This is a genomic window from Photorhabdus luminescens subsp. luminescens, from assembly GCF_001083805.1.
Taxonomy (GTDB): domain Bacteria; phylum Pseudomonadota; class Gammaproteobacteria; order Enterobacterales; family Enterobacteriaceae; genus Photorhabdus; species Photorhabdus luminescens.
In genome coordinates this window covers 482156-504136 of the sequence record NZ_JXSK01000004.1, presented here as the reverse complement: position 1 = coordinate 504136, position 21981 = coordinate 482156, and the positions used below count along the sequence as shown (strand labels likewise).

General features: G+C 40.2%; 18 protein-coding genes and 1 other annotated feature. Of the genes, 13 read left to right on the top strand and 5 right to left on the bottom strand.

What is annotated here, in order from left to right; translation table 11 throughout:
• Window positions 1–4: 4 nt before the first annotated feature.
• Both nadR and TI10_RS13140 read left to right on the top strand, forming a co-directional pair.
• On the top strand, window positions 5–1240 hold the full coding sequence (nadR, locus tag TI10_RS13145) for a multifunctional transcriptional regulator/nicotinamide-nucleotide adenylyltransferase/ribosylnicotinamide kinase NadR (RefSeq protein ID WP_049583822.1): 1236 nt from the start codon (window positions 5–7) through the stop codon (window positions 1238–1240).
• Between the two features lie 675 nt (window positions 1241–1915).
• Window positions 1916–2662 (top strand): ABC transporter ATP-binding protein, encoded by a 747-nt coding sequence (locus TI10_RS13140; protein ID WP_049583779.1) that lies wholly within the window; start codon window positions 1916–1918, stop codon window positions 2660–2662.
• Between the two features lie 38 nt (window positions 2663–2700).
• Here the strand turns inward: TI10_RS13140 and ettA are convergent, their stop codons facing one another.
• Entirely contained in the window at window positions 2701–4368 is a 1668-nt protein-coding gene (ettA, locus tag TI10_RS13135) for an energy-dependent translational throttle protein EttA (RefSeq protein ID WP_049583778.1), read from the bottom strand.
• Between the two features lie 371 nt (window positions 4369–4739).
• On the opposite strand from ettA, the gene sltY reads away from it, so the two are divergent.
• Together sltY and trpR are read left to right on the top strand one after the other, a co-directional pair.
• Window positions 4740–6656 (top strand): murein transglycosylase, encoded by a 1917-nt coding sequence (sltY, locus tag TI10_RS13130; RefSeq protein WP_049583777.1) that lies wholly within the window; start codon window positions 4740–4742, stop codon window positions 6654–6656.
• 55 nt (window positions 6657–6711) lie between these two features.
• The gene (gene trpR, locus TI10_RS13125) at window positions 6712–7032 is read left to right on the top strand and encodes a trp operon repressor (RefSeq protein WP_011144939.1); all 321 of its coding nucleotides are present in this window, start codon (window positions 6712–6714) and stop codon (window positions 7030–7032) included.
• Between the two features lie 35 nt (window positions 7033–7067).
• Here trpR and yjjX read toward each other — a convergent pair whose 3' ends face one another.
• The gene (gene yjjX, locus TI10_RS13120) at window positions 7068–7598 is read right to left on the bottom strand and encodes an inosine/xanthosine triphosphatase (RefSeq protein ID WP_049583776.1); all 531 of its coding nucleotides are present in this window, start codon (window positions 7596–7598) and stop codon (window positions 7068–7070) included.
• 54 nt (window positions 7599–7652) lie between these two features.
• On the opposite strand from yjjX, the gene gpmB reads away from it, so the two are divergent.
• On the top strand, window positions 7653–8300 hold the full coding sequence (gpmB, locus tag TI10_RS13115; protein ID WP_049583775.1) for a 2,3-diphosphoglycerate-dependent phosphoglycerate mutase GpmB: 648 nt from the start codon (window positions 7653–7655) through the stop codon (window positions 8298–8300).
• Here the strand turns inward: gpmB and robA are convergent.
• Window positions 8297–9172 (bottom strand): MDR efflux pump AcrAB transcriptional activator RobA, encoded by an 876-nt coding sequence (gene robA, locus TI10_RS13110; RefSeq protein ID WP_049583774.1) that lies wholly within the window; start codon window positions 9170–9172, stop codon window positions 8297–8299. The genes gpmB and robA overlap by 4 nt on opposite strands.
• A 383-nt stretch (window positions 9173–9555) precedes the next feature.
• Between robA and creA the strand changes: the two genes are divergently transcribed.
• Entirely contained in the window at window positions 9556–10041 is a 486-nt protein-coding gene (creA, locus tag TI10_RS13105) for a protein CreA (protein ID WP_074524983.1), read from the top strand.
• Window positions 10042–10107: 66 nt separating this feature from the next.
• On the opposite strand, the gene arcA is transcribed toward creA, so the two are convergent.
• Window positions 10108–10824 (bottom strand): two-component system response regulator ArcA, encoded by a 717-nt coding sequence (gene arcA / locus TI10_RS13100; RefSeq protein WP_049583773.1) that lies wholly within the window; start codon window positions 10822–10824, stop codon window positions 10108–10110.
• Window positions 10825–11465: 641 nt separating this feature from the next.
• Here arcA and TI10_RS26655 point away from each other — a divergent pair.
• From TI10_RS26655 to thrC, 4 genes are all read left to right on the top strand, one after another.
• Complete coding sequence (locus TI10_RS26655; RefSeq protein ID WP_132346351.1) at window positions 11466–11552, top strand: thr operon leader peptide; 87 nt, start codon at window positions 11466–11468, stop codon at window positions 11550–11552.
• Window positions 11491–11610, top strand: a sequence feature (Thr leader region). (Overlaps the previous gene by 62 nt.)
• A 25-nt stretch (window positions 11611–11635) precedes the next feature.
• Complete coding sequence (gene thrA / locus TI10_RS13095) at window positions 11636–14095, top strand: bifunctional aspartate kinase/homoserine dehydrogenase I (protein ID WP_049583820.1); 2460 nt, start codon at window positions 11636–11638, stop codon at window positions 14093–14095.
• A complete protein-coding gene (gene thrB / locus TI10_RS13090; protein WP_074524982.1) occupies window positions 14077–15027 on the top strand; it encodes a homoserine kinase in 951 nt (316 codons plus the stop codon). The genes thrA and thrB overlap by 19 nt, the downstream gene beginning before the upstream one ends.
• 3 nt (window positions 15028–15030) lie before the next feature.
• Window positions 15031–16329, top strand: a complete 1299-nt coding sequence (gene thrC, locus TI10_RS13085) for a threonine synthase (protein ID WP_049583771.1) — start codon at window positions 15031–15033, stop codon at window positions 16327–16329.
• Between the two features lie 49 nt (window positions 16330–16378).
• On the opposite strand, the gene yaaA is transcribed toward thrC, so the two are convergent.
• Window positions 16379–17155 (bottom strand): peroxide stress protein YaaA, encoded by a 777-nt coding sequence (yaaA, locus tag TI10_RS13080; protein ID WP_049583770.1) that lies wholly within the window; start codon window positions 17153–17155, stop codon window positions 16379–16381.
• 350 nt (window positions 17156–17505) lie between these two features.
• Between yaaA and TI10_RS13075 the strand changes: the two genes are divergently transcribed.
• From TI10_RS13075 to TI10_RS13070, 3 genes are all read left to right on the top strand, one after another.
• The gene (locus TI10_RS13075; protein ID WP_049583769.1) at window positions 17506–18717 is read left to right on the top strand and encodes an MFS transporter; all 1212 of its coding nucleotides are present in this window, start codon (window positions 17506–17508) and stop codon (window positions 18715–18717) included.
• Window positions 18718–18954: 237 nt separating this feature from the next.
• Entirely contained in the window at window positions 18955–19089 is a 135-nt protein-coding gene (locus tag TI10_RS26350; protein WP_279615324.1) for a hypothetical protein, read from the top strand.
• A gap of 22 nt (window positions 19090–19111) precedes the next feature.
• Complete coding sequence (locus TI10_RS13070; RefSeq protein WP_049583768.1) at window positions 19112–21619, top strand: hypothetical protein; 2508 nt, start codon at window positions 19112–19114, stop codon at window positions 21617–21619.
• Window positions 21620–21981: the final 362 nt, after the last annotated feature.

Here is a 21981-nt window from a genome sequence, read left to right as displayed (position 1 = left end):
AGATATGGGCCAATTTGACTACCTTAAAGAAGCGATTAAACAGACAGGCTATACGTTGCAACAGGTTGCCGATGCAAGTGGTATGACCAAAGGTTATCTCAGCCAATTAATTAATGACAAAATTAAAAGTCCCAGCGCCCAAAAATTGGCTGCTCTTCATCACTATCTGAGGTTGCAATATCCTGTGCAAAATAAAACCGTTGGAGTGGTATTCGGCAAGTTCTATCCATTGCATACCGGGCATATCTATCTGATTCAGCGGGCCTGTAGTCAGGTGGATGAGTTGCATATTATTCTTTGCCATGATGAGCCTAGAGATTGGGAGCTGTTTATGAGCAGTTCCATGTCTCAGCAACCTACGGTGAGCGATCGCCTGCGCTGGTTGCTTCAAACGTTTAAATATCAGAAAAATATTCATATTCACTCTTTTAATGAACAGGGAATTGAACCCTATCCACATGGCTGGGATGTGTGGAGTGACGGTATGAAAGCCTTTATGTCAAAAAAAGGTATTAATCCAACTTATATATATTCCAGTGAAACTCAGGATGCTCCCCGATATAAAGAGCATTTAGGAATTGAGACAATTCTTATCGATCCGCAACGTTCGTTTATGAAGATCAGTGGTCGGCATATTCGCCAGGACCCATTCCGTCATTGGGAATATATTCCTACGGAAGTGAAACCTTTCTTTGTTCGTACCGTAGCGATTCTTGGTGGAGAGTCCAGTGGTAAATCTACGTTAGTTAACAAATTGGCAAATATTTTTAATACGACAAGTGCTTGGGAATATGGTCGTGATTATGTTTTTTCTCATCTGGGGGGAGATGAGATGGCGCTACAATATTCGGACTATGACAAGATTGCATTAGGGCAAGCTCAATATATTGATTTTGCCGTAAAGTATGCGAATAAGGTTGCATTTATAGATACCGATTTTGTCACTACCCAAGCATTCTGTAAGCGATATGAAGGACGTGAACACCCGTTTGTTCAGGCATTAATTGATGAATACCGATTTGATTTGGTCATTCTACTGGAAAACAACACCCCTTGGGTTGCCGACGGTTTACGTAGTCTTGGCAGCGAGCAGGATCGTAAAGCGTTCCAGCAACTGTTGGAGGATATGCTGAAAAGTAATAATATTGAATATGTTAATGTGGATTCACCCGATTATGATCAGCGTTTCCTGCGTTGTATTGAACTAATTCAGCAACTTTTAGCGGCTAATCCGAAATGACTCGTCAGTTGAATCGTTTGTAATTAGATTTATATATAATATTTTATATGATAAATTAATAAATATATATCCAATCACAATATACGCTGTGGCTGGATATTTTTATTTTTTGTAAGTAATAAAATATATAACAGCTATTAATATTTTTGATACTTCTATTGATTATTTATTTCTTGAATAAAAACAAAATTAATAATTAAATACTTCCCGGTTGATTTATAAATAAAAATTTTTGTGTTTTTGATTGGTAGGGGAATAAGAGAAGATTGATTTTTTTATTAATAATTTAATGTTCGATGTGTCACTGTTATTATGATAATTAAATATTAATTTTAACATGTTGTTATGATATTAAGGTGTTTTTATCTATAAAAAATTATTTGTCTGATGTTATTTTTTTATTTGTACTAACAAGATAGTAGCCTATTGTTAATGAATGGTTGATAGGAATGGATTGATCTTGTTTAGTAAAATTTTGATTTTAGCATACAGATAGTCATTTGAAATAGTCACTGGTAGAAATATTGATATACTTTCAATTGAGATATTTCTTATATGATTTTCCCTCGTTTGTGTAATCTTATAATGATGAATATCTGTATTTTTACGGATTGCTCTGGCTGTAAGAGTTACTGATAATGCCAGATTTCTTACACTATTAATTATGCTGAGATAATGAATTTGAATCAAATCGCTACGATTGAAGCCATTGATATTTCATATGGTTTTTCGAAAAGTAAAGCTAACCAGAAAATGATTTCAGACATCACTTTTTCTATTTTTCCAGGTGAATTTACTTTGATTAATGGGGATCTCTGTTCAGGAAAAAGTACTTTGCTGGCAATGATTTCTGGGTTATTGCCTCTCGACGGAGGAAAAATATTAATTTCTGATAACGAATTGGGGAGGATGAATAACTTCGAATTAGATAGATTCCATTTGATGAATTGTGGTTTTATCTTTCAAAGAATTAATTTATCTAATGAACTTACAGTCCTGGATAATTTGCTATTATCTCTCTCTTGTGGAATCACGATTTCTCATCGGGAAGCAAGAGTCAAGGCAACCAAGGCACTGAATATTGTTGGTCTGAAACACAAGAAAGATATATATCCCAAGGAATTACGTGATAATGAAAAACAACGGGTGGCAATAGCCAGCGCCATTGTGAAAAGCCCTCGGTATTTGTTTGCTGATGAGCCGACCCGTTATCTTGATAATGATGACTGCCAAATAGCTATTGATATCTTAAGTTTTATTGCTCATAACCAAAGAGGGACGGTTGTTGTGGCTTCACAGGATAATAGGCTTATCAAACATGCAGATCGTATTATTACTTTGAAAGAAGGAAAGATTATCCATGATACGTATCTTACGCATAACATAATGAATAAGACTATGAGTTTATATCTAAATAATTGAGTGGAAAACGGCCTGTTACCAGGCCATTTTCAATATGATTATTTGCTGATTCTCTTATATTTAATGCGATGTGGTTCCAGCGCTTCTGCTCCGAGAGTCCGCTTCTTATAGTCTTCGTATTCACTAAAGTTACCTTCGAAGAAAGTGACTTTACCTTCATCTTGATAATCAATGATGTGGGTTGCAATACGATCAAGGAACCAACGATCATGGGAAATAACCATCGCACAACCTGGGAACTCCAGCAAGGCGTTTTCCAGTGCGCGCAAGGTTTCAATGTCCAAGTCGTTGGTTGGTTCGTCGAGCAACAGCATGTTACCGCCGACTTGCAGCAGTTTAGCCAAATGCAGACGTCCTCTTTCACCACCAGACAACTCACCGACGCGTTTGCCTTGATCAACACCTTTGAAGTTAAAACGACCAACGTAGGCGCGACTTGGCAGCTCGAAGTTACCAATACGCATGATATCTTGGCCGCCGGAAATCTCTTCCCAAACGGTTTTCTTATCATCCATGTTGTCACGGAACTGATCGACAGAAGCGAGTTTGACGGTTTCACCTAACGTGATAGTGCCGGAATCGGGTTGTTCCTGGTTGGAGATCATACGGAATAGGGTAGATTTACCTGCGCCGTTAGGCCCGATAATCCCAACAATCGCCCCTTTTGGCAGAGAGAAGCTCAGATTATCAATCAGAACTCGGTCGCCATAGGATTTGGTTAGATTTTCCACTTCCAGAACTTTGTCGCCTAGGCGTGGCCCAGGTGGAATGAACAGTTCGCTGGTTTCGTTACGTTTTTGGTATTCAACGTTGTTTAATTCTTCAAAACGGGCCAGACGTGCTTTACCTTTTGCTTGACGGCCTTTCGGATTTTGGCGAACCCATTCCAGCTCTTTCTCAATGGATTTACGACGTGCGGCTTCTGTTGCGGCTTCTTGAGCCAGACGAGCATCTTTTTGTTCCAGCCATGAAGAGTAGTTACCTTCCCACGGAATACCTTCACCACGGTCAAGTTCCAGAATCCAGCCGGCAACGTTATCAAGGAAGTAGCGGTCGTGGGTAATTGCGACAACGGTACCTTCGTAATCGTGCAGGAAGCGTTCCAGCCAGGCGACAGATTCGGCGTCAAGGTGGTTAGTCGGCTCGTCCAGTAGCAGCATGTCGGGTTTTTCCAGCAGTAAGCGGCAGACTGCCACACGGCGGCGCTCCCCCCCGGATAGATGCTCGATTTTTGCATCCCACGGCGGCAAACGCAGGGCGTCAGCGGCGCGTTCAAGCTGGTTATCAAGGTTATGGCCGTCGTGGGACTGAATAATCGCTTCCAGTTCACCCTGTTCTTTAGCCAGTTTGTCAAAATCGGCGTCAGGATCAGCATAGGCTGCGTAGACTTCATCCAAACGAGTCAGCGCGTGTTTTACTTCGCTAACCGCTTCTTCCACTGCTTCGCGGACAGTGTGCTCAAGGTTTAATTTAGGCTCCTGTGGTAGATAGCCAATTTTAATGCCTGGTTGTGGGCGAGCTTCTCCTTCGATATCTTTATCGATACCAGCCATAATGCGCAGTAAGGTCGATTTACCGGCGCCATTAAGGCCAAGAACACCAATTTTTGCTCCCGGAAAGAAACTCAAGGAGATATTTTTCAGAATATGACGTTTCGGGGGAACGATTTTACCAACCCGATGCATGGTGTAAACGTATTGAGCCACGTTGCTATAAGCCTCGCTATCTCTGATGGTGATAATGCCTGTTTTGCAAAGCAAGTCGCATGAACAGGGTGCGTTGATGCCTGATTATATCCGTTTAGGTTATTGATGTTCATCTGAACACGATTTGTCACAGTTTACCCGATTTAAGTCAATAAACTCTATAACCCAATTGCCAGAATAAGATAATCCTGGGTTGAGTTGGTTAAAGTGGATCAATTTATTAGATAAAAAACTTACCTGTTATGAATATGCGGGTAGATATCTCATCATAGAGTAAATTGATGTGGTAAGGGGTGGTAATTATATTAATATGGTGTTTATGTATTCGTAATATTAACCTGTGTGACTTGATCTCCCGGAGGAATGTGATAATGGCTAAGTGGCAATACCTTGCGGTGGCTGTAGGGTTGGTTTTTATCTCTGTAGCAGCAAAGGCTGATTCTCTGGAAAATCAGCGGCAGAGATATCAGCAAATTAAGCAAGCGTGGAATGTCGGCGATAGGGCTGAAATCGCGAGGTTGATGCCAACATTGAAAGACTATCCGCTTTATCCTTATCTGCAATATCGGGAGCTGACTCGGGATCTGTCACTTGCTACACCAGCGCAGATCCGTGATTTTATTGATCGTCACCCTAATCTGCCGCCTGCACGTTCTTTATCGTCTCGTTTTATCAGTGAGCTTGCACGCCGCGAAGACTGGCGCGGGGTACTGGCATTCACCTCTACTGCTCCGAAATCTATTACAGCTCGCTGTCATTATTATTTTGCTAAATGGGCTACAGGAGAGGAACAGGTTGCCTGGCAGGGAGCGAAAGAGGTTTGGTTGAATGGCCGTTCTTTACCAGCCAATTGCGATAAATTATTTGATGTTTGGCAGCAAACCGGCCATTTATCAGCGAAACTGATATTACAGCGTATTAGTCTCGCGTTAAAAGCGGGAAATACGTCGTTGGTCAGTTACCTCGCTAAACAATTGCCGCAGGGATACAAAAGTATCAGTGAAGGCCTGATTACATTGCAAAATGATTCGGCGACTGTAGCGGATTTTGCTGATCATACCGGGCCGACTGATTTTACCCGTGTAGCCACTTTAGCGGCTTTCTCGCGTTTCGCACGTCAAGATCCGGAGCAGGCAAGAGCGATCATCTCATCAATTGTCAGAGTGCAAAAGATGAATGCAGGTGAACGTCAGCGATTAAAAGATATTGTTGCCTGGCAGCTAATGGGCGATGTGAGTGATGAACAAGAAAAGTGGCGTGATGATGCGATCCGCAATAGCCAATCCGTTGCATTGCTTGAGCGTCGTATTCGTTTAGCGTTGGGTCATGCAGATGAGCGTGGTTTGGCTCAATGGATAAAATTGTTACCGTTAGAGAACCAGAACAAAGAGGAGTGGCGTTATTGGCAAGCCAATATTCTATTAGCTCAAGGTAGTAAAAGCGAAGGTGAGGCGATATTGCGTAAACTGATGGAAGGCCGTGGTTTTTACCCAATGGTTGCTGCGCAGAAATTAAATGTCAGCTATCCGCTGATGATAAGCATCGCAAAAAAGCCAGATGCCGCTATTGCTTCAATACCCGAAATAGAGAGAGTAAGAGAGCTGCTGTATTGGCAAATGGATAATCTTGCTCGCATAGAGTGGCATTATTTGATCGCTAGCCAAGATAAATTAAAACAACAGCAACTGGCGCGTTATGCTTTCGATCAAAAATGGGCGGCGCTTAGTGTACAGGCGACAATAACCGGAAAAATGTGGGACTACCTTGAAGAACGTTTTCCATTAGCATGGCAGCGGGAATTTAGTCATTTCACTGCCAATAAAGGCATTCCTCAAAGTTATGCGATGGCGATAGCCCGTCAGGAAAGCGCCTGGAATCCGCAAGCCAGTTCGCCAGTTGGGGCAATTGGGTTGATGCAGGTGATGCCGGAAACGGCGAAGGATACGGTTAAGCAAAATGGCATCCAGGGATATGTAAACAGTAGCCAACTTATAAACCCGCTAACGAATATCGAAATCGGCACTGCTTATCTTGAATTGGTTTATCAACGCTTTGGTAATAATCGGATACTTGCCAGCGTTGCCTATAATGCCGGACCAACTCGCGTAGATCGTTGGTTATCTAACAGTGGTGGGCGACTGGATGCGATAGCCTTTATTGACAGCATTCCATTTTCTGAAACCCGCAATTATGTCAAAAATGTTTTGGTTTATGATGTCTTCTACAGTCATTTCATGGGCAAATCATCAAATGTGCTGACTAACGTGGAATGGCAAAGGCGTTATTGATTTATGGCAAACTATGTTATGCTGCTGTACTAGTTAAATAGTATAATGATTGATTATGACGACGAATCATCTGACAGACCCGGCACTTTCGCCGCAAGATCATGAAGATTGGCAATGTTTCGTGACATTACTCCAACAGGCTTTTGCTGAAAATCTACAGCATCCGATTTTGCAGTTATTATTGACACCGGATGAACGGACAGCACTGGCTACCAGGGTACGAATCATCAAGGAGTTGATGAGTGGAAAAATGAGTCAACGTGAGCTGAAAAATGAACTTGGGGTGGGTATTGCGACGATTACGCGCGGTTCTAATAGCCTGAAATTTGCTTCAAACGATGTGAAGGCTTGGTTAGAACAGCAATTACTGAAATAGCAGGCCGCCAACTGCGGCCTATGGTGAATGCCTGTTTAACGGGCGTTCAGTTCCTTATAAATTTCATGATGTACCGGCACCAAAGCGAGTATTAGAGCTTGGTGGTACACACTGGTACGAGTCAGGATGCCATCAGTAAAAAAGCCAATCGCTCCATCTTTCTGCTTGATGTTATCAATGCCTGTAAGGTAAGCCATTTCATGGCCTAATTCCCGACCTTCTCGAATACCATCAAGAATTTTCTCAGGTAGCATTAGACTGGCTGAACGAGATTCTCCGCGAATTTGCTGATATTCCACCACCATCCAGGCAAATGTCATATCGTCTTCAATACCTGCTTCAACACCGACCCAAAAATCTGCTTCAGGACGAACTTGTCTGGCGGCCATTACGCGCTGACGGGCGCCAGTACGGGTTTCCGTGTTACCAATAGGTTGTTGTGGGACGCTACTATCTACATTGATATCTTCGATCCGATAAGTACCTGGCCCAAAAACATCATCAAAGGCGAGACTAATGGCTTTAATTTTTGCAGGGTTGGTGGTTGCAGCAATAACGTGATACATAATAGGTGAGTTATCCTTTGAACGAGTATTTACGCAGTATAACGGAAAATGAAAATGTTACAGGTATATCTTGTTCGGCATGGGGAGTCCGAATGGAATGCGGCACGTCGTATTCAGGGACAATCTGACAGCCCTTTGACCGAAACAGGCGAACATCAAGCCAGATTAGTGGCGCAAAGAGTAAAATCTGAAAGTATTACCCATATTATTACCAGCGACCTTGGGCGGACACGCCGAACGGCGGAAATTATTGCTGAGGTTTGTGGTTGTGAAATTATTCTGGAGCCACGTTTGCGCGAATTGCACATGGGAGTGCTTGAACGCAGAAATATTGATTCTTTGACCTCGGAAGAGGAGACTTGGCGCAAGAAGGTCCTTGATGGCACACCTGGGGGGCGTATCCCCGAAGGTGAATCTATGGATGAACTTGCTATGCGTATGAGAGCTGCGCTGGAAAGCTGCCGTAATTTGCCGGTTGGGAGTCGGCCATTGTTAGTCAGTCACGGCATTGCTTTGGGATGTTTGGTTAGCACAATACTGGGATTGCCGGCGCATGCTGAACGTCGCCTTCGCCTGAGAAATTGCTCTCTGTCCAGAGTGGATTATCAACACAGTCCGTGGCTGGCGTCAGGTTGGATTGTAGAAACGGCAGGCGATATCACACATCTGGATACGCCCGCGCTGGATGAATTACAACGTTAATGCTGGATAGGAATGAGATACTGAAATTCGATGATATGGTTCGCTGCTTCCTTATCTCTATCATTGATATTGGTAAGATAATATCGCTCGATATCGTATCCTTTCCTACGTGTCAGGTTTAGCATTGGCAGGCAAATGCCATAGACGGTAAACAGAAAATCCTGTAAGCCATCTTTGGTGCCGTAGTAACTAAATGAGACGTATTCTCCAGCCGGTAATGTAACAGGTTGGCTGCCTGCCACATCAAACTGGGCATATTGGGGTTCTACCGCTGTGGTGTACAACACGGTTTGTTCATCTTCTTTTTCTGGATTGGGCGTCGCATGATGAAGGCCATAAAGTACAGGAGGCAACACTTCCGCATTTTTCAGATAGTATGTCCAGAAATTGTGTCGCATTTCAGTACAAAAACTGGACCATTGTTCCAGCGTATAAGAACAGGTCTGTTCTATACCAACCAGTGGCTGTTCCTTTAGTGTGAGATAGGTTGCTTCGGGAATATACCTCTTGTCCAACAATATGGGGGGGCAAATACCTGTGGCGCACCACTCCTCACTGAGACGATAAAGTGCTGGTGTTTTATTAAATTGTTTTTTAAATGCGCGAGTGAACGTTTGTTGGGAGTCAAACTGGTACTGTAAAGCAATATCCAGAATAGGGCGGCTGGTTAAACGCAAAGCAACGGCTGCCCGTGATAACCTTCTGGCACGGATATAGGAGCCAATAGCCTGGCCGGTAATGTCTTTAAACATACGTTGCAGGTGCCATTTAGAATAACCTGCTTTAGCTGCAACATTATTGAGTGATAACGGTTGATCTAAATGATTGTCTAGCCAACGTAATAAATCACGAATGATGCCGGTTTGATCCATACATCTCCTTAGTCGTTAAGACCAGAAAGAACAACATAAGAACCTATATTACTAGACTATTTTGTTTGCCACTTGAACAGGTCTACAGAGTGAGTAAAACGATCATTCCTGTGTATTGCATGTCTGTTCTGGTGTCTGCGTGCTGTTCGTGTTCATAATTTATTGACAAACGTGGCATTCAACAATAACTCTACTGGATATAAGTTCTAAGTGTAAAACAAGTCTTGTATTTACAATAGGATACTTATTCGTATTATTATTTCACTCATTACTTTGTGAAACTATTCTAATAAGTAATTATTGCTATTGGGTGGTATTACCACCCTATTTGGTATCTCGGCGGTGAAATTTTACGCTGAATTAATTAAGGAACGAGACTATATATGTTAAAAATCATAAAGATACTAGTAACAACAACATTGTTGTTCATACCTGTGGCGACTGAGGCTGAAGAGATTGGTTCGGTAGACACTGTTTTTAAATTTATCGGGCCTGATCACAAAATTGTCGTGGAAGCATTTGATGATCCTGATGTTAAAAATGTGACTTGTTACCTAAGCAGGGCAAAAACAGGCGGCATAAAAGGGGGGTTAGGACTTGCGGAAGATACTTCTGATGCGGCTATTTCTTGTCAGCAAGTTGGAGAGATTGAATTAACAGATAAGATTAAAAAGAGCAGCAAAAAAGGTCAGGTGGTTTTTCAGAAACGAACCTCACTGGTGTTTAAAAAACTTCAAGTCGTTCGCTTCTATGATGCAAATCGTAATGCATTAGTCTATCTGACATATTCCGATAAGATGATCGATGGTTCTCCGAAGAATGCGCTCAGTGCTGTACCGATTATGCCGTGGAAGACGGTGGGAAATTGAGGGGCAGGATGGGTTCCTACAGGGATATCCCATCCTGTTATTTTTAGAGGCTTACCGGTATTCAAGTTATGCTTCTAAATCGCCACAGAAACGATAGCCTTCACCGTGAATGGTGGCGATAATTTCCATCGTATCTGGCGTCGATTCGAAATGTTTACGGATACGACGAATAGTGACATCGACAGTACGGTCATGAGGTTTCAATTCACGACCTGTCATCTTTCTTAGTAAATCTGCGCGCGTTTGGATTTTTCCTGGATTTTCACAGAAATGAAGCATGGCGCGGAACTCGCTGCGTGGCAATTTATACTGCTCACCCGCTGGGCTGATCAGTGAGCGGCTATTGATATCTAATTCCCAACCGTTGAATTTATAACTTTCAACTTGGCGGCGCTCCTCGCTGGCATTACTCAGATTCATGGTACGAGAAAGCAGGTTGCGGGCGCGAATAGTCAATTCACGTGGGTTAAATGGTTTGGTGATATAATCATCTGCGCCAATTTCCAAGCCAAGGATTTTGTCTACTTCGTTATCACGGCCGGTCAGGAACATCAGGGCAACATTTGCTTGCTCACGCAGTTCGCGGGCAAGTAACAAGCCATTTTTGCCTGGAAGGTTAATGTCCATGATCACCAAGTTAATGTCATTGTTTGACAGAATGTGGTGCATCTCTGAGCCATCGGTGGCTTCATAAACGATATACCCTTCAGCTTCGAAAATGCTTTTTAGGGTATTGCGAGTGACAATTTCGTCTTCAACAATCAAAATGTGCGGGGTTTGCATGGTTGCTACCTAGAATCGCTTAAAAATAAATCAGAATGATTCAAACTACTCTTATCTCAGGATATTTACTGGTTATTATTTGTCATCACTGAAATTATAACTTAAATCAGTAATAACATTTATTGATATGTTTTACACTGAAAGTAAAAGTTGCTTTTCCTTTGGTGGGTATATACCCAAAAAACTGGTTAAACAGTGTTATGTTAGTTCATTAACAGCAATATAACAGCTTGCAATGCATTTACCATCTAAAAAAACTACCTTTTATTGACGTACATCAAAATTGATTGTAGCACGTTAATATTATTTATATTGGTTATTTTATACCTTGTATTCTGTCATGCAAATGACAAATTTCTATTAATATACCCGTGTGTTTTTGTATCAAAAGCAACCTGCTATAAGCTTAATAGTGAACAAAAATCACTGATTTTTACTAAAAGATAAAATATATTGTTAATTTTGTTAAAAATGGATTTAACAACTAAAAAATTGTGTTCAGTAAGAAATATTTGTTTGCATTGACGACCATAAGATGGATTATTCCAATGCTAAAAATATCAAAAATATAAGATTATTTAGCGAAAATGTTTGACTTTGTGCACAAAATAATTTAACCAATATAGGGTCGAACCCATTAAATGACAGACAGGAACCTAATGCAAACTATCAGCCTGAAAACCACAATTATTATCACCACCGGAACCACAGGTTGCGGGGCGGGCTGACGCATAAATAAAACAGAGAAAAAAGCCCGCATCCAAATCAGATGCGGGCTTTTTTTTGGCGCGGAATCAGGAGAAAAATGTTAATGCGAGTGCTTAAATTTGGAGGAACTTCGGTCGCGAATTACCAGCGTGTGCTGAGCGTTGCCGATATTGCAGAAAAAAAACTTTCCCAAGGCGGAGTTGCGTTGGTGCTTTCCGCACCGGCAAAAATTACCAATCATTTAGTGGAGATGATTGAAAAAACGGTAGCCGGGCAAGAGATCATTACCCATATGCATGATGCTGAGCAAATCTTTGCTGATTTATTACAGGGATTGGCACAGGCGCAACCCGGTTTTGCTTATGAAAGGTTAAAGATGATGGTTGAGCAAGAATTGGCTCAATTGAAACAGGTTCTGCATGGTATTTCGTTACTGGGTCAATGTCCGGACAGCATTAACGCTTCCCTGATTTGTCGTGGGGAAAAACTCTCTATCGCAATCATGGAGTCTGTATTGCAGGCGCGTGGTCACAAGGTCACGGTGATTGATCCGGTAAGAAATTTGCTGGCGCAAGGTCATTACCTTGAATCTACGGTAGATATCAGCGAGTCTACGAAGCGTATTTCTTCTCTGAATATTCCTGATGACCATATTGTTCTGATGGCTGGATTTACGGCCGGAAATGATAAAGGGGAGCTAGTTGTTCTGGGGCGTAATGGTTCTGACTATTCTGCTGCGGTTTTGGCGGCTTGTTTGCGGGCGACATGTTGTGAAATCTGGACCGATGTGGATGGCGTTTATACCTGTGATCCCAGAGTCGTGCCGGATGCGCGGTTACTAAAAGGCATGTCCTATCAGGAAGCGATGGAACTCTCTTATTTCGGCGCCAAGGTATTGCATCCACGGACCATTGCCCCGATTGCTCAATTTCAGATCCCTTGTTTGATTAAAAATACCGCCAATCCAGATGCGCCGGGAACGCTTATCGGTGACGGGCAGAAAGATGAAAGTACACCGGTAAAAGGGATTACCAACCTGAGCAGTATGGCAATGATTAACGTATCAGGCCCTGGAATGAAGGGGATGGTGGGTATGGCGGCAAGGGTATTTGCTGTCATGTCTCGCAAAGGGATCTCTGTTGTGCTGATTACTCAATCATCTTCAGAATACAGTATCAGTTTCTGTGTCCCTCAACGTGAATTGGAACGTGCGCGCCAAGCGCTGAGTGAAGAATTCTATCTTGAACTGAAAGAGGGGGTTCTTGATCCTCTGGATATGATGGAAAATCTTTCCATTATCTCTGTTGTTGGCGATGGTATGCGTACTTTGCGTGGCATCTCTGCCCGTTTCTTCTCTGCATTGGCGCGCGGTAATATCAATATCGTTGCAATCGCACAGGGATCTTCTGAACGTTCTATCTCTGCGGTTATCGATAATGAAATGGCAACCACAGCCGTTCGTCTGTGTCATCAGATGCTATTTAATACCGATCAGGTGATCGAAGTTTTTGTTGTCGGTGTTGGTGGTGTAGGCAGTGTTTTGATTGAGCAGATCCGTCGTCAGCAAACTTGGTTGAAGCAAAAGCACATTGATTTACGGGTGTGTGGTATTGCTAATTCACGGGCGATGCTGACGGACATGAGAGGTATTTGCCTTGATAATTGGCAGCAATGTTTATCAGAGGCCAAAGAACCTTTTAGCTTAAGCCGTCTGATCCGTTTGGAGAAAGAGTACCATTTGCTAAACCCGGTGATAGTGGATTGTACCTCTAATCAGCAAATTGCTGATCAATACGCCAGTTTCCTGAGTGATGGCTTCAATGTGGTCACGCCGAATAAAAAAGCCAATACGTCGTCAATGGCTTATTATCACCAAATCCGCAAGGCAGCCGAGAAATCCAAACGCAAATTTCTGTATGACACTAACGTCGGGGCTGGCTTGCCTGTTATTGAAAACTTACAAAACCTGCTTAATGCGGGTGATGAACTGATTCAGTTCAATGGCATTCTTTCCGGTTCTCTCTCTTTTATTTTCGGTATGTTGGATGAAGGAATGTCACTATCTCAGGCAACGTTGCTGGCAAAAGAGAAGGGTTATACCGAACCCGATCCGCGTGATGATCTGTCCGGGATGGATGTTGCTCGTAAACTGTTGATTCTGGCTCGTGAAGCGGGTTATGAACTGGAACTGGATAATATTGATGTGGAACCTGTACTACCAGCTTCCTTTGATAACAGTGGCGGCGTGGATAGTTTCCTTGAGCGTTTACCCGCTCTTGATCAGGTTTTCAGCCAGCGTGTGGCGGAAGCCAAAGGGCAGGGAAAAGTGCTGCGCTATGTTGGCGTCATTGAAGATGGCCGTTGCAAGGTGAAAATTGCCGCAGTAGATGGCAATGATCCACTTTATAAAGTCAAAAATGGCGAAAATGCGTTGGCATTCTACACGCGTTACTATCAGCCAATCCCGCTGGTACTGCGGGGATACGGGGCGGGTAATGATGTGACTGCCGCAGGTGTGTTCGCAGATATGCTGCGTACCTTGTCCTGGAAACAGGGAGTTTAATTGTGATTAAAGTCTATGCGCCTGCATCTATTGGCAATGTCAGTGTTGGGTTTGATGTACTGGGAGCGGCGGTCTCTCCGGTTGATGGTGCTTTATTAGGTGATTGCGTTACTGTCCGGGCAGCGGAGAGCTTCAGTTTGCATAATGAAGGGCCTTTTGTGGGGAAGTTACCTGAGAAGCTGGAGTACAACATCGTTTATCAATGCTGGCAATTATTCTGCCAGCATTTGGGCAAGCAATTACCTGTGGCAATGACGCTGGAAAAAAATATGCCGATTGGTTCTGGCCTTGGCTCCAGCGCTTGTTCTGTTGTTGCTGGTTTGATGGCATTGAACGAGTTTGCGGATCTCCCGTTTAGTAAGAACCAATTACTGGCAATGATGGGGCAACTGGAAGGACGTATTTCCGGCAGTATTCACTATGATAATGTTGCTCCATGCTATCTCGGCGGTTTACAACTGATTATGGAACAGGGGGATATTATCTGTCAGCCAGTACCTTCGTTTGATGAGTGGTTATGGGTGATGGCTTATCCGGGCATCAAAGTTTCTACCGCAGAAGCCAGAGCAATTTTACCTGTGAAATACTCGAAACAGGATGTTATCGATCATGGACGCTTTCTTGCTGGTTTTATTCATGCCTGTCATACACGTCAACCAGAGCTGGCAGCCAAATTGATGAAAGATGTGGTTGCTGAACCGTATCGTACTCAACTGTTACCGGGTTTTGCTAAGGCGCGAGAAACAGCAAAACGGGTAGGCGCATTGGCGTGTGGTATTTCTGGTTCTGGTCCGACCTTGTTCTCCATTTGTAATGATATGGCGACCGCAGAGGAAGTAGCTGAGTGGCTGCAACAGCATTATGTTCAGAATGATGAAGGTTTTGTACACATTTGCCGTCTGGATCTCGCAGGCGCACGACAGATAGGGTAACTGATGAAACTGTATAACTTGAAAGACAACAGCGAGCAGGTGAGTTTTGCACAGGCAGTCAAACAGGGGTTAGGCAAACAGCAAGGGCTTTTCTTCCCGCAAGATTTACCGGAATTTAGCCGTGAAGAAATTGACCAACTGCTGAAACTGGATTTTGTTACCCGCAGCGGTCGCATTCTCTCAGCGTTTATTGGCGATGAAATTCCGCCAGAACAGTTGGCGACGCGGGTTAAGAGAGCTTTTGATTTTCCAGCGCCTGTTGCCAAAGTGGAAAATGATGTTGCAACGCTGGAATTATTCCACGGCCCGACTCTGGCATTTAAGGATTTTGGCGGCCGTTTTATGGCGCAAATGTTGGCACAAGTTGCTGGTGAGCAGCCAGTAACTATCCTGACTGCGACTTCCGGCGACACGGGGGCAGCAGTAGCGCACGCCTTTTATGGACTGAATAATGTACAAGTGGTAATCCTCTATCCGCGAGGCAAGATCAGCCCGTTACAGGAAAAACTATTCTGTACATTGGGCGGTAATATTCACACGGTGGCGATTGATGGCGATTTTGATGATTGTCAGGCGTTGGTTAAACAGGCGTTTGATGATCAGGAATTGAAACAAGCTCTGTATCTCAATTCAGCTAACTCAATTAACATCAGCCGCTTGTTGGCGCAAATTTGCTACTACTTTGAAGCGGTTGCTCAGCTACCGGAAGATAAGCGTGAACAACTGGTTATCTCTGTACCGAGTGGGAATTTTGGTGATTTGACCGCGGGTTTATTGGCAAAATCGATGGGATTGCCGGTAAAACGCTTTATCGCCGCCACTAATGTTAACGATACGGTTCCTCGTTATCTCGTGGATGGAAAATGGCGGCCTCATCAAACGGTTGCCACGCTTTCCAACGCAATGGATGTGAGCCAGCCAAACAATTGGCCACGGATTGAAGAACTGTTCTATCGTAAATCTTGGCCGTTGAACGAATTGGGATATGGCGTAATCAGTGATGAGGTAACTAAAGAGACAATTAAAGAACTGGCTAAACTGGGTTATATCTCTGAACCTCATGCAGCGGTTGCTTATCGTGTTCTGCGTGATCAATTACAAGAAGGTGAATACGGGTTATTTCTTGGTACAGCTCATCCAGCGAAATTTAAAGAGAGTGTGGAACAGATTCTGGGTGAGGAACTGCCATTACCCGAAGCGTTGGCTGAACGAGCTGATTTGGAGTTGCTATCCCATTACTTACCGGCAGATTTTGCTAAGTTGCGATCTTTCTTGATGGAAAGAGCAGCTAAGTTATCATGAAAATAAGCGCCGCACAGATCATGCGGCGTATATTATTGATAATAAGGTCTTAATGTTGTTCTGGGCGTTTAAATACCAGTTCGTTCCCTTTGGATAACGATTCATCAAAGGCGTAGCCATCCAGATTAAACTCCACCAGACGGTCAGCTTGCGTTAATTGATTCTGAATAATAAACCGGCTCATTAGCCCACGAGCTTTTTTCGCATAAAAACTAATGATTTTATACTTACCGTTTTTCTCATCGAGGAATACAGGTTTAATGATTTTACCGGCTAATTTTTTCGTATTCACGGATTTGAAATATTCATCAGAAGCCAGATTAACCAGTATATTATCGCCTTGCTGTTCCAGAGCCTCATTAAGCTTTTCTGTGATCAGATCTCCCCAGAAAGCGTAGAGATCTTTACCGCGTTTATTTTCCAGTTTGATCCCCATTTCCAGCCGGTAAGGTTGCATCAAATCTAACGGACGGAGTACACCGTAAAGGCCAGATAAGATTCTCAGATGATTCTGAGCAAAATCGAAATCCTTATCGGAGAAAGATTCAGCTTGCATACCGGTATAAACATCACCTTTAAATGCCAGGATAGCCTGACGGGCATTTTCTGGAGTGAAATCAGCATGCCACTCGCCAAAACGGGCTGCATTCAGGCCGGCAAGTTTATCGCTGATACCCATCAAACTCGCAATTTGGGCGGGTGCCAGTTCGCGACAAATACTGATTAACTGCTCTGATTGGTTGAGTAATACTGGCTGACTATATTTTTCCGTGGCAAGCGGGCTTTCATAATCAAGGGTTTTTGCAGGTGAAATAGTAATAAGCATAATATCGTTCCGGTTGTTCAGATGAAGTTACTTTAACAAAAGATAGGATAATAAAGAATTAATAACGACGATAGCGGAAACTGTGTACGTGATATCTGTCGGGTAACAAGCTGATAATTTTGCACTCCATTTTATTGATCGATATTACTTTTAATATTAAAAATATTTAAATAATTTATAAATTTAAATTAAGTTTTGATTGATTATTTAAATGTCAGATTTTGTGCGTTTGATCGATTTTTTTGAATTGTAATATAGTAATTATTCTAAAAGTAAACGGCTATACTATATTTCCAATTTATCATTTGATTGAAATCGATTGGATAAATAAAATATAAGCGGGATAGGATATGGAAAATAAAAACAGGCTATTATCCTCTGATATAATATCTATCTTTGGTACAGGAATAAGTGAAATAGCGCTTCTTTCACTTGTATATTCAATTACCAAGTCGGAGATAGATGCGTCTTTAATGGTATCTGTAAGGTTAACAGCGAGTATATTAGTTTTTGTGGTTATTGGTTGGCTAACTGCTCGGTTTAATATGCGGGCTATTTGTATTTCTTCGGATTTCTTCCGGGCAGTAACAATATTTCTTGCTGTATTTGTCGATAATATATATTTATTGTTTTTCATATCTTTTCTTCTATCATTTTTTTCAGGTTTGAATATATCAATAAGGTCAGTAGCATACCAGGCATTTGTTAGCTCAGAAGAAAGAGTGGCTTTTATATCAAAGCAACAATTCTATTATGGATTGCTCTCTATATCTTCTCCATTGATAGCTGGTTTTTTGATAAATATGATTTCAATACGCCCCTTATTTTTTATTGAATCAATGTGTTTTATTTTATCAATTATATTTCTATTATTTATCAGCGATTGGGGAACTAAAATAAAGGAAAAAGATATTTCTATGAAATATGGTGGATTAGAATATATTATCAAGAATAATACTCAGAGAAATATATTATTATTCAGGATAAGTATTTTAACTGCAATGGTGTCATACCAAGTGATTTCGACCTATATAGTGACTTCTAACTATATAACAATTTCCTCTTTATTTAGTGGGTCATATTCGTTTTCTTTTTCTGATCTGATTGCTTATTTTTCCTTTTTAGCTTCTGTTTCAATGTTATTTGGGTCTTATTTATCTGGTCGCTATTTTACTATAAGTAGAATAAAAAAATCTTTCTTCCTTGGTTCTCTATTGATTGCGATTGGGAGTATTCTTTGGGCTATGCCTTTATCAAAAATTGTCCTGTTATACTATACACTGGGAACCATGCTTATTTTTATCGGACTTTCTTTTTTAAGAATCTCTCTCTATACATCAGGGCAAGAGCTGACGCCAGAAAAATATTTTGCGAGAATAATATCGTCTTCGGATGCAATTTCAAGAAGTTACCAATCAGCCTTTGGTATTATAATAATATGGTTAATCCCTTTGCTAGGAAGTAGTATTTTATTTGTCTTTTTTGCAATGTGTTCTTTGAGCTCAGTTTTTGTTGCAAAGAAAATAAGTGCTGATGTTGAGAATAAACTAACATTAAAGTAATTTATTTTGTATAAAGTTATTGGTAATAGTTTCAATTTACTGAGTTCTTTGGCTTCGTTTTTTCTGATGTTTACAATACAGGAAAATCGGCGGTTGGGTGTAAGTATATAAAACATAATTTATGCGACATTTACCCCATATCTGAGAGATCATCATTGACCAACAATATTGAAATGATTTAAATATTCGCTTTTATTCCAGCAAGCTAATAAACATTTCCAATTAAAGGAGAAAAAATTGAGTAATAAAGAAAAAGCTAAATTAATGAGATTACTTAAACAAGTAAGAAAAGATAAAGATTTTAAGAGTGAGTTTTCAAGACCTGACATCATTTTTGTAAGTAATGCAGGGAGCAAAGAAGACCTAATTTAGCTATTAAAAAATAAGGTGGAAAATGAACATTTCTGCAATTAAGGACAATTTAACAAAGCAATATAGTACATTAATTCTATTTCCTATTGAGGTAATAATTAATTTATTATCTTCTTTCTTTTCATTTTTCATACTGATTTATATAATAACACTGCCTTTGACTGAGGGTTTAGAGGCAGGTAGTGTTGGCGTGATTATCTTCTTAATTATAATATTAAGACCTATCTTGAGTGTGATTAATAATCTAAGTCTATTTCTCATCACTAAAAAACAGGCTTATATTCTCTCAATATTTGATAGCTGTTTCACCAGTAAAAAAGATGCTCAGCAGAATGAGCATGATATTGTAAATTACTCCACGTATGATACTAGTGTGGTTTTGATGATATCTAAGGTAATCTGCTTCATTTATCTGTCCATTCTAATGGTCATTAATGTTGAGGGCGGAACAGTTGGCTTATTATCTTTGTGTCCTATATTAATACTATTATCCTTTTTTCTATTTAAAAAGCGAATATATTTCTCTAAGAAATTAGCAAAGATAAGGAAACGGAGATATGGATTTATTGGAGATAATTTAGAGTCTCTGACTGCTATATTGTTAACTGGATACCAAGGAGGGAAATTTTCAAACTTGAATAGAATTATTAATATTGAAGAAAAAGTAAAGCGTACTGATTCACTGTGGAGAGCTGTAGATATTTCATCAAATGCATTTTTAAAAGTGATTCCTGTTCTTTTTCTCATTCTAATTGGCAAGGAAATATATAATAGTGATAAAATGCTAATTCTTTTATATTCTCTAATTTTGGTTAGTGAATATCTTGGTTTAGTTAGATTACTAACGCCATTTTATGATGGTTATTTAGCTAAATTGTCAATTATTAGGAGATATAAAAATTATCGATGCAAGCCAGAGGAATATTATGATTTAGATGGTAAACAGGGTTTTATTGAGAAAACTATTCTGGGGAATATATATTTATCAAAAGAGCTAATTAATAGAGGAATATTAAATAAATTAAGTTATGAAATTTTTCAGATTAATAAATATATTGATATGAATTCAAGTATTAGCGATCTGTCAAGAGGACAATTGAATCTTATTTTTGCTGTAAGGAATGTATATATGGCTATACTTGATAATTATAAAGGCCATATTTATTTTGACGTAAATAGGACTGGGTGGGATTCTAATTTATTGCTTGATTTAGACAGTATAATATCAAGACTAAGGGAAGAGTATCAAATTGATGTTATATTATCATTTCCTCATGAGCTTAAGAATATTGAACTGGATATAAAAAATAAACCCCTAAAATCGACGTCAAATAGTGGTGTTATATTAGAAGAAGATTATAAAATTAATAAATCAAGAGTTTCTCAGTTGCTATATGTTTTTAGTTATAATTCTGTAATTGGGATTATACTCTTGTTCATTGCTAGTTTTTCATTATTCGAGTTGGGAGCAATTACATATAGTGAATATGGTAGTGAAACCTATAAAATAATATTTATATCTCTATTAGGTATGATTTCATTGATTGTAGGATCATATTTAATAGAGCTTAAGATAAGAAAAAAAGCAAGACAAGACATATATAGTTCTATTAAAAGCAACTTTAGGATCGAAGGCTTCAATTTATTTAAGCATGAATATAATGTAATAATAAATAGATTTACCATGTATGCTAAGGATGTTTTTTGGTTTGGTTCGATATTTGTCGGAACTGTACTTTTATTCCTTAATTCTGACAATTTTATGATTATGTTTGGAGCTATATTTGTATTGCTCACTAGCGTTTATTTATTGTATCCTGTGTACAGGCATAATAGAAATAAGCATTATAAAGAGTTGCATAATTTATCAATTCTCTTTTCTTATCTTAATAAGTTACCTCAATGTCGTCTGGCTAATCGTTTTTGCCGAGATACTATTCTATCTGGAATACATAGTTTGTATACCATAGCATCGCAGCGATATTTAATTAATTCTTTGGCTTCTATATTAGGTCTTATAATATCTAGCTTAATGATCTTTTATTCTTTATATCCCAGTTTCGAATCAGATAACATTACGGCGGCTATAAACTTAGATAGTAGAATAGTCATTTTTTACTTCGCCATATTTGGATATTTGTCAGAAACTGTATCTATTAAAAGAATAACTGAACACTACAATGCTTATTATAAAAAAATAAATTTATCTTCTAATTTATCAATTTTAGAACAAAACTTGGAAAAAGATAGAATTATACAATTAGTGGGAAATAATGGTAGTGGTAAAACCTTTCTTCTTAAGAGATTATCTGAAATAAAAGGATACATATATATAGATCATAATTTTGATTCCTATTTAGCAAACGATAGATTTTTAGATTATCTCAACAATTCCAATTCAGATGTGATTATATTTGATGAGTTTGATTGCAGGAAATTAATAAATAGAATTGATAAAAATAAGAAAATAATCGTTGTCTCACATATGGAAACTATTGGTTCAAGATTGGACATTAGCGAGGTGGTATAAAAAGGTTGGTTGCAATTTAAATTATGTTGAATTGGCTGACCGAAATAGGATCAGCAAGTATTATTATATACCCTATGGATTTCAAGATGCATCGCGACGGCAAGGGAACGAATCCCCGGGAGCATAGATAACTATGTGACTGGGGTGAGTGAGTGCAGCCAACAAAGAGGCAACTTGAAAGATAACGGATATATTAGGATTTGCCTTAAGATTTACTAAGATTGGTGACAGATACGGAATCGAAAACGGTTGCGAGTGAGTGATCGTTTTTACCGCCTTGCAGCAAGGACCTACCGTGTTATCATCAACGGATGGCTCAGAAACCATGCCACAATTTCACGCATAACGATGAGATATGACAA

What these genes read in the sequence shown, in the direction of transcription:
- nadR (WP_049583822.1), top strand. Translation starts at nt 5, where the DNA reads ATGGGCCAATTTGACTACCTTAAAGAAGCGATTAAACAGACAGGCTAT.
- TI10_RS13140 (WP_049583779.1), top strand. Translation starts at nt 1,916, where the DNA reads ATGAATTTGAATCAAATCGCTACGATTGAAGCCATTGATATTTCATAT.
- sltY (WP_049583777.1), top strand. Translation starts at nt 4,740, where the DNA reads ATGGCTAAGTGGCAATACCTTGCGGTGGCTGTAGGGTTGGTTTTTATC.
- trpR (WP_011144939.1), top strand. Translation starts at nt 6,712, where the DNA reads ATGACGACGAATCATCTGACAGACCCGGCACTTTCGCCGCAAGATCAT.
- yjjX (WP_049583776.1), bottom strand. Translation starts at nt 7,598, where the DNA reads ATGTATCACGTTATTGCTGCAACCACCAACCCTGCAAAAATTAAAGCC.
- gpmB (WP_049583775.1), top strand. Translation starts at nt 7,653, where the DNA reads ATGTTACAGGTATATCTTGTTCGGCATGGGGAGTCCGAATGGAATGCG.
- robA (WP_049583774.1), bottom strand. Translation starts at nt 9,172, where the DNA reads ATGGATCAAACCGGCATCATTCGTGATTTATTACGTTGGCTAGACAAT.
- creA (WP_074524983.1), top strand. Translation starts at nt 9,556, where the DNA reads ATGTTAAAAATCATAAAGATACTAGTAACAACAACATTGTTGTTCATA.
- arcA (WP_049583773.1), bottom strand. Translation starts at nt 10,824, where the DNA reads ATGCAAACCCCGCACATTTTGATTGTTGAAGACGAAATTGTCACTCGC.
- TI10_RS26655 (WP_132346351.1), top strand. Translation starts at nt 11,466, where the DNA reads ATGACAGACAGGAACCTAATGCAAACTATCAGCCTGAAAACCACAATT.
- thrA (WP_049583820.1), top strand. Translation starts at nt 11,636, where the DNA reads ATGCGAGTGCTTAAATTTGGAGGAACTTCGGTCGCGAATTACCAGCGT.
- thrC (WP_049583771.1), top strand. Translation starts at nt 15,031, where the DNA reads ATGAAACTGTATAACTTGAAAGACAACAGCGAGCAGGTGAGTTTTGCA.
- yaaA (WP_049583770.1), bottom strand. Translation starts at nt 17,155, where the DNA reads ATGCTTATTACTATTTCACCTGCAAAAACCCTTGATTATGAAAGCCCG.
- TI10_RS13075 (WP_049583769.1), top strand. Translation starts at nt 17,506, where the DNA reads ATGGAAAATAAAAACAGGCTATTATCCTCTGATATAATATCTATCTTT.
- TI10_RS13070 (WP_049583768.1), top strand. Translation starts at nt 19,112, where the DNA reads ATGAACATTTCTGCAATTAAGGACAATTTAACAAAGCAATATAGTACA.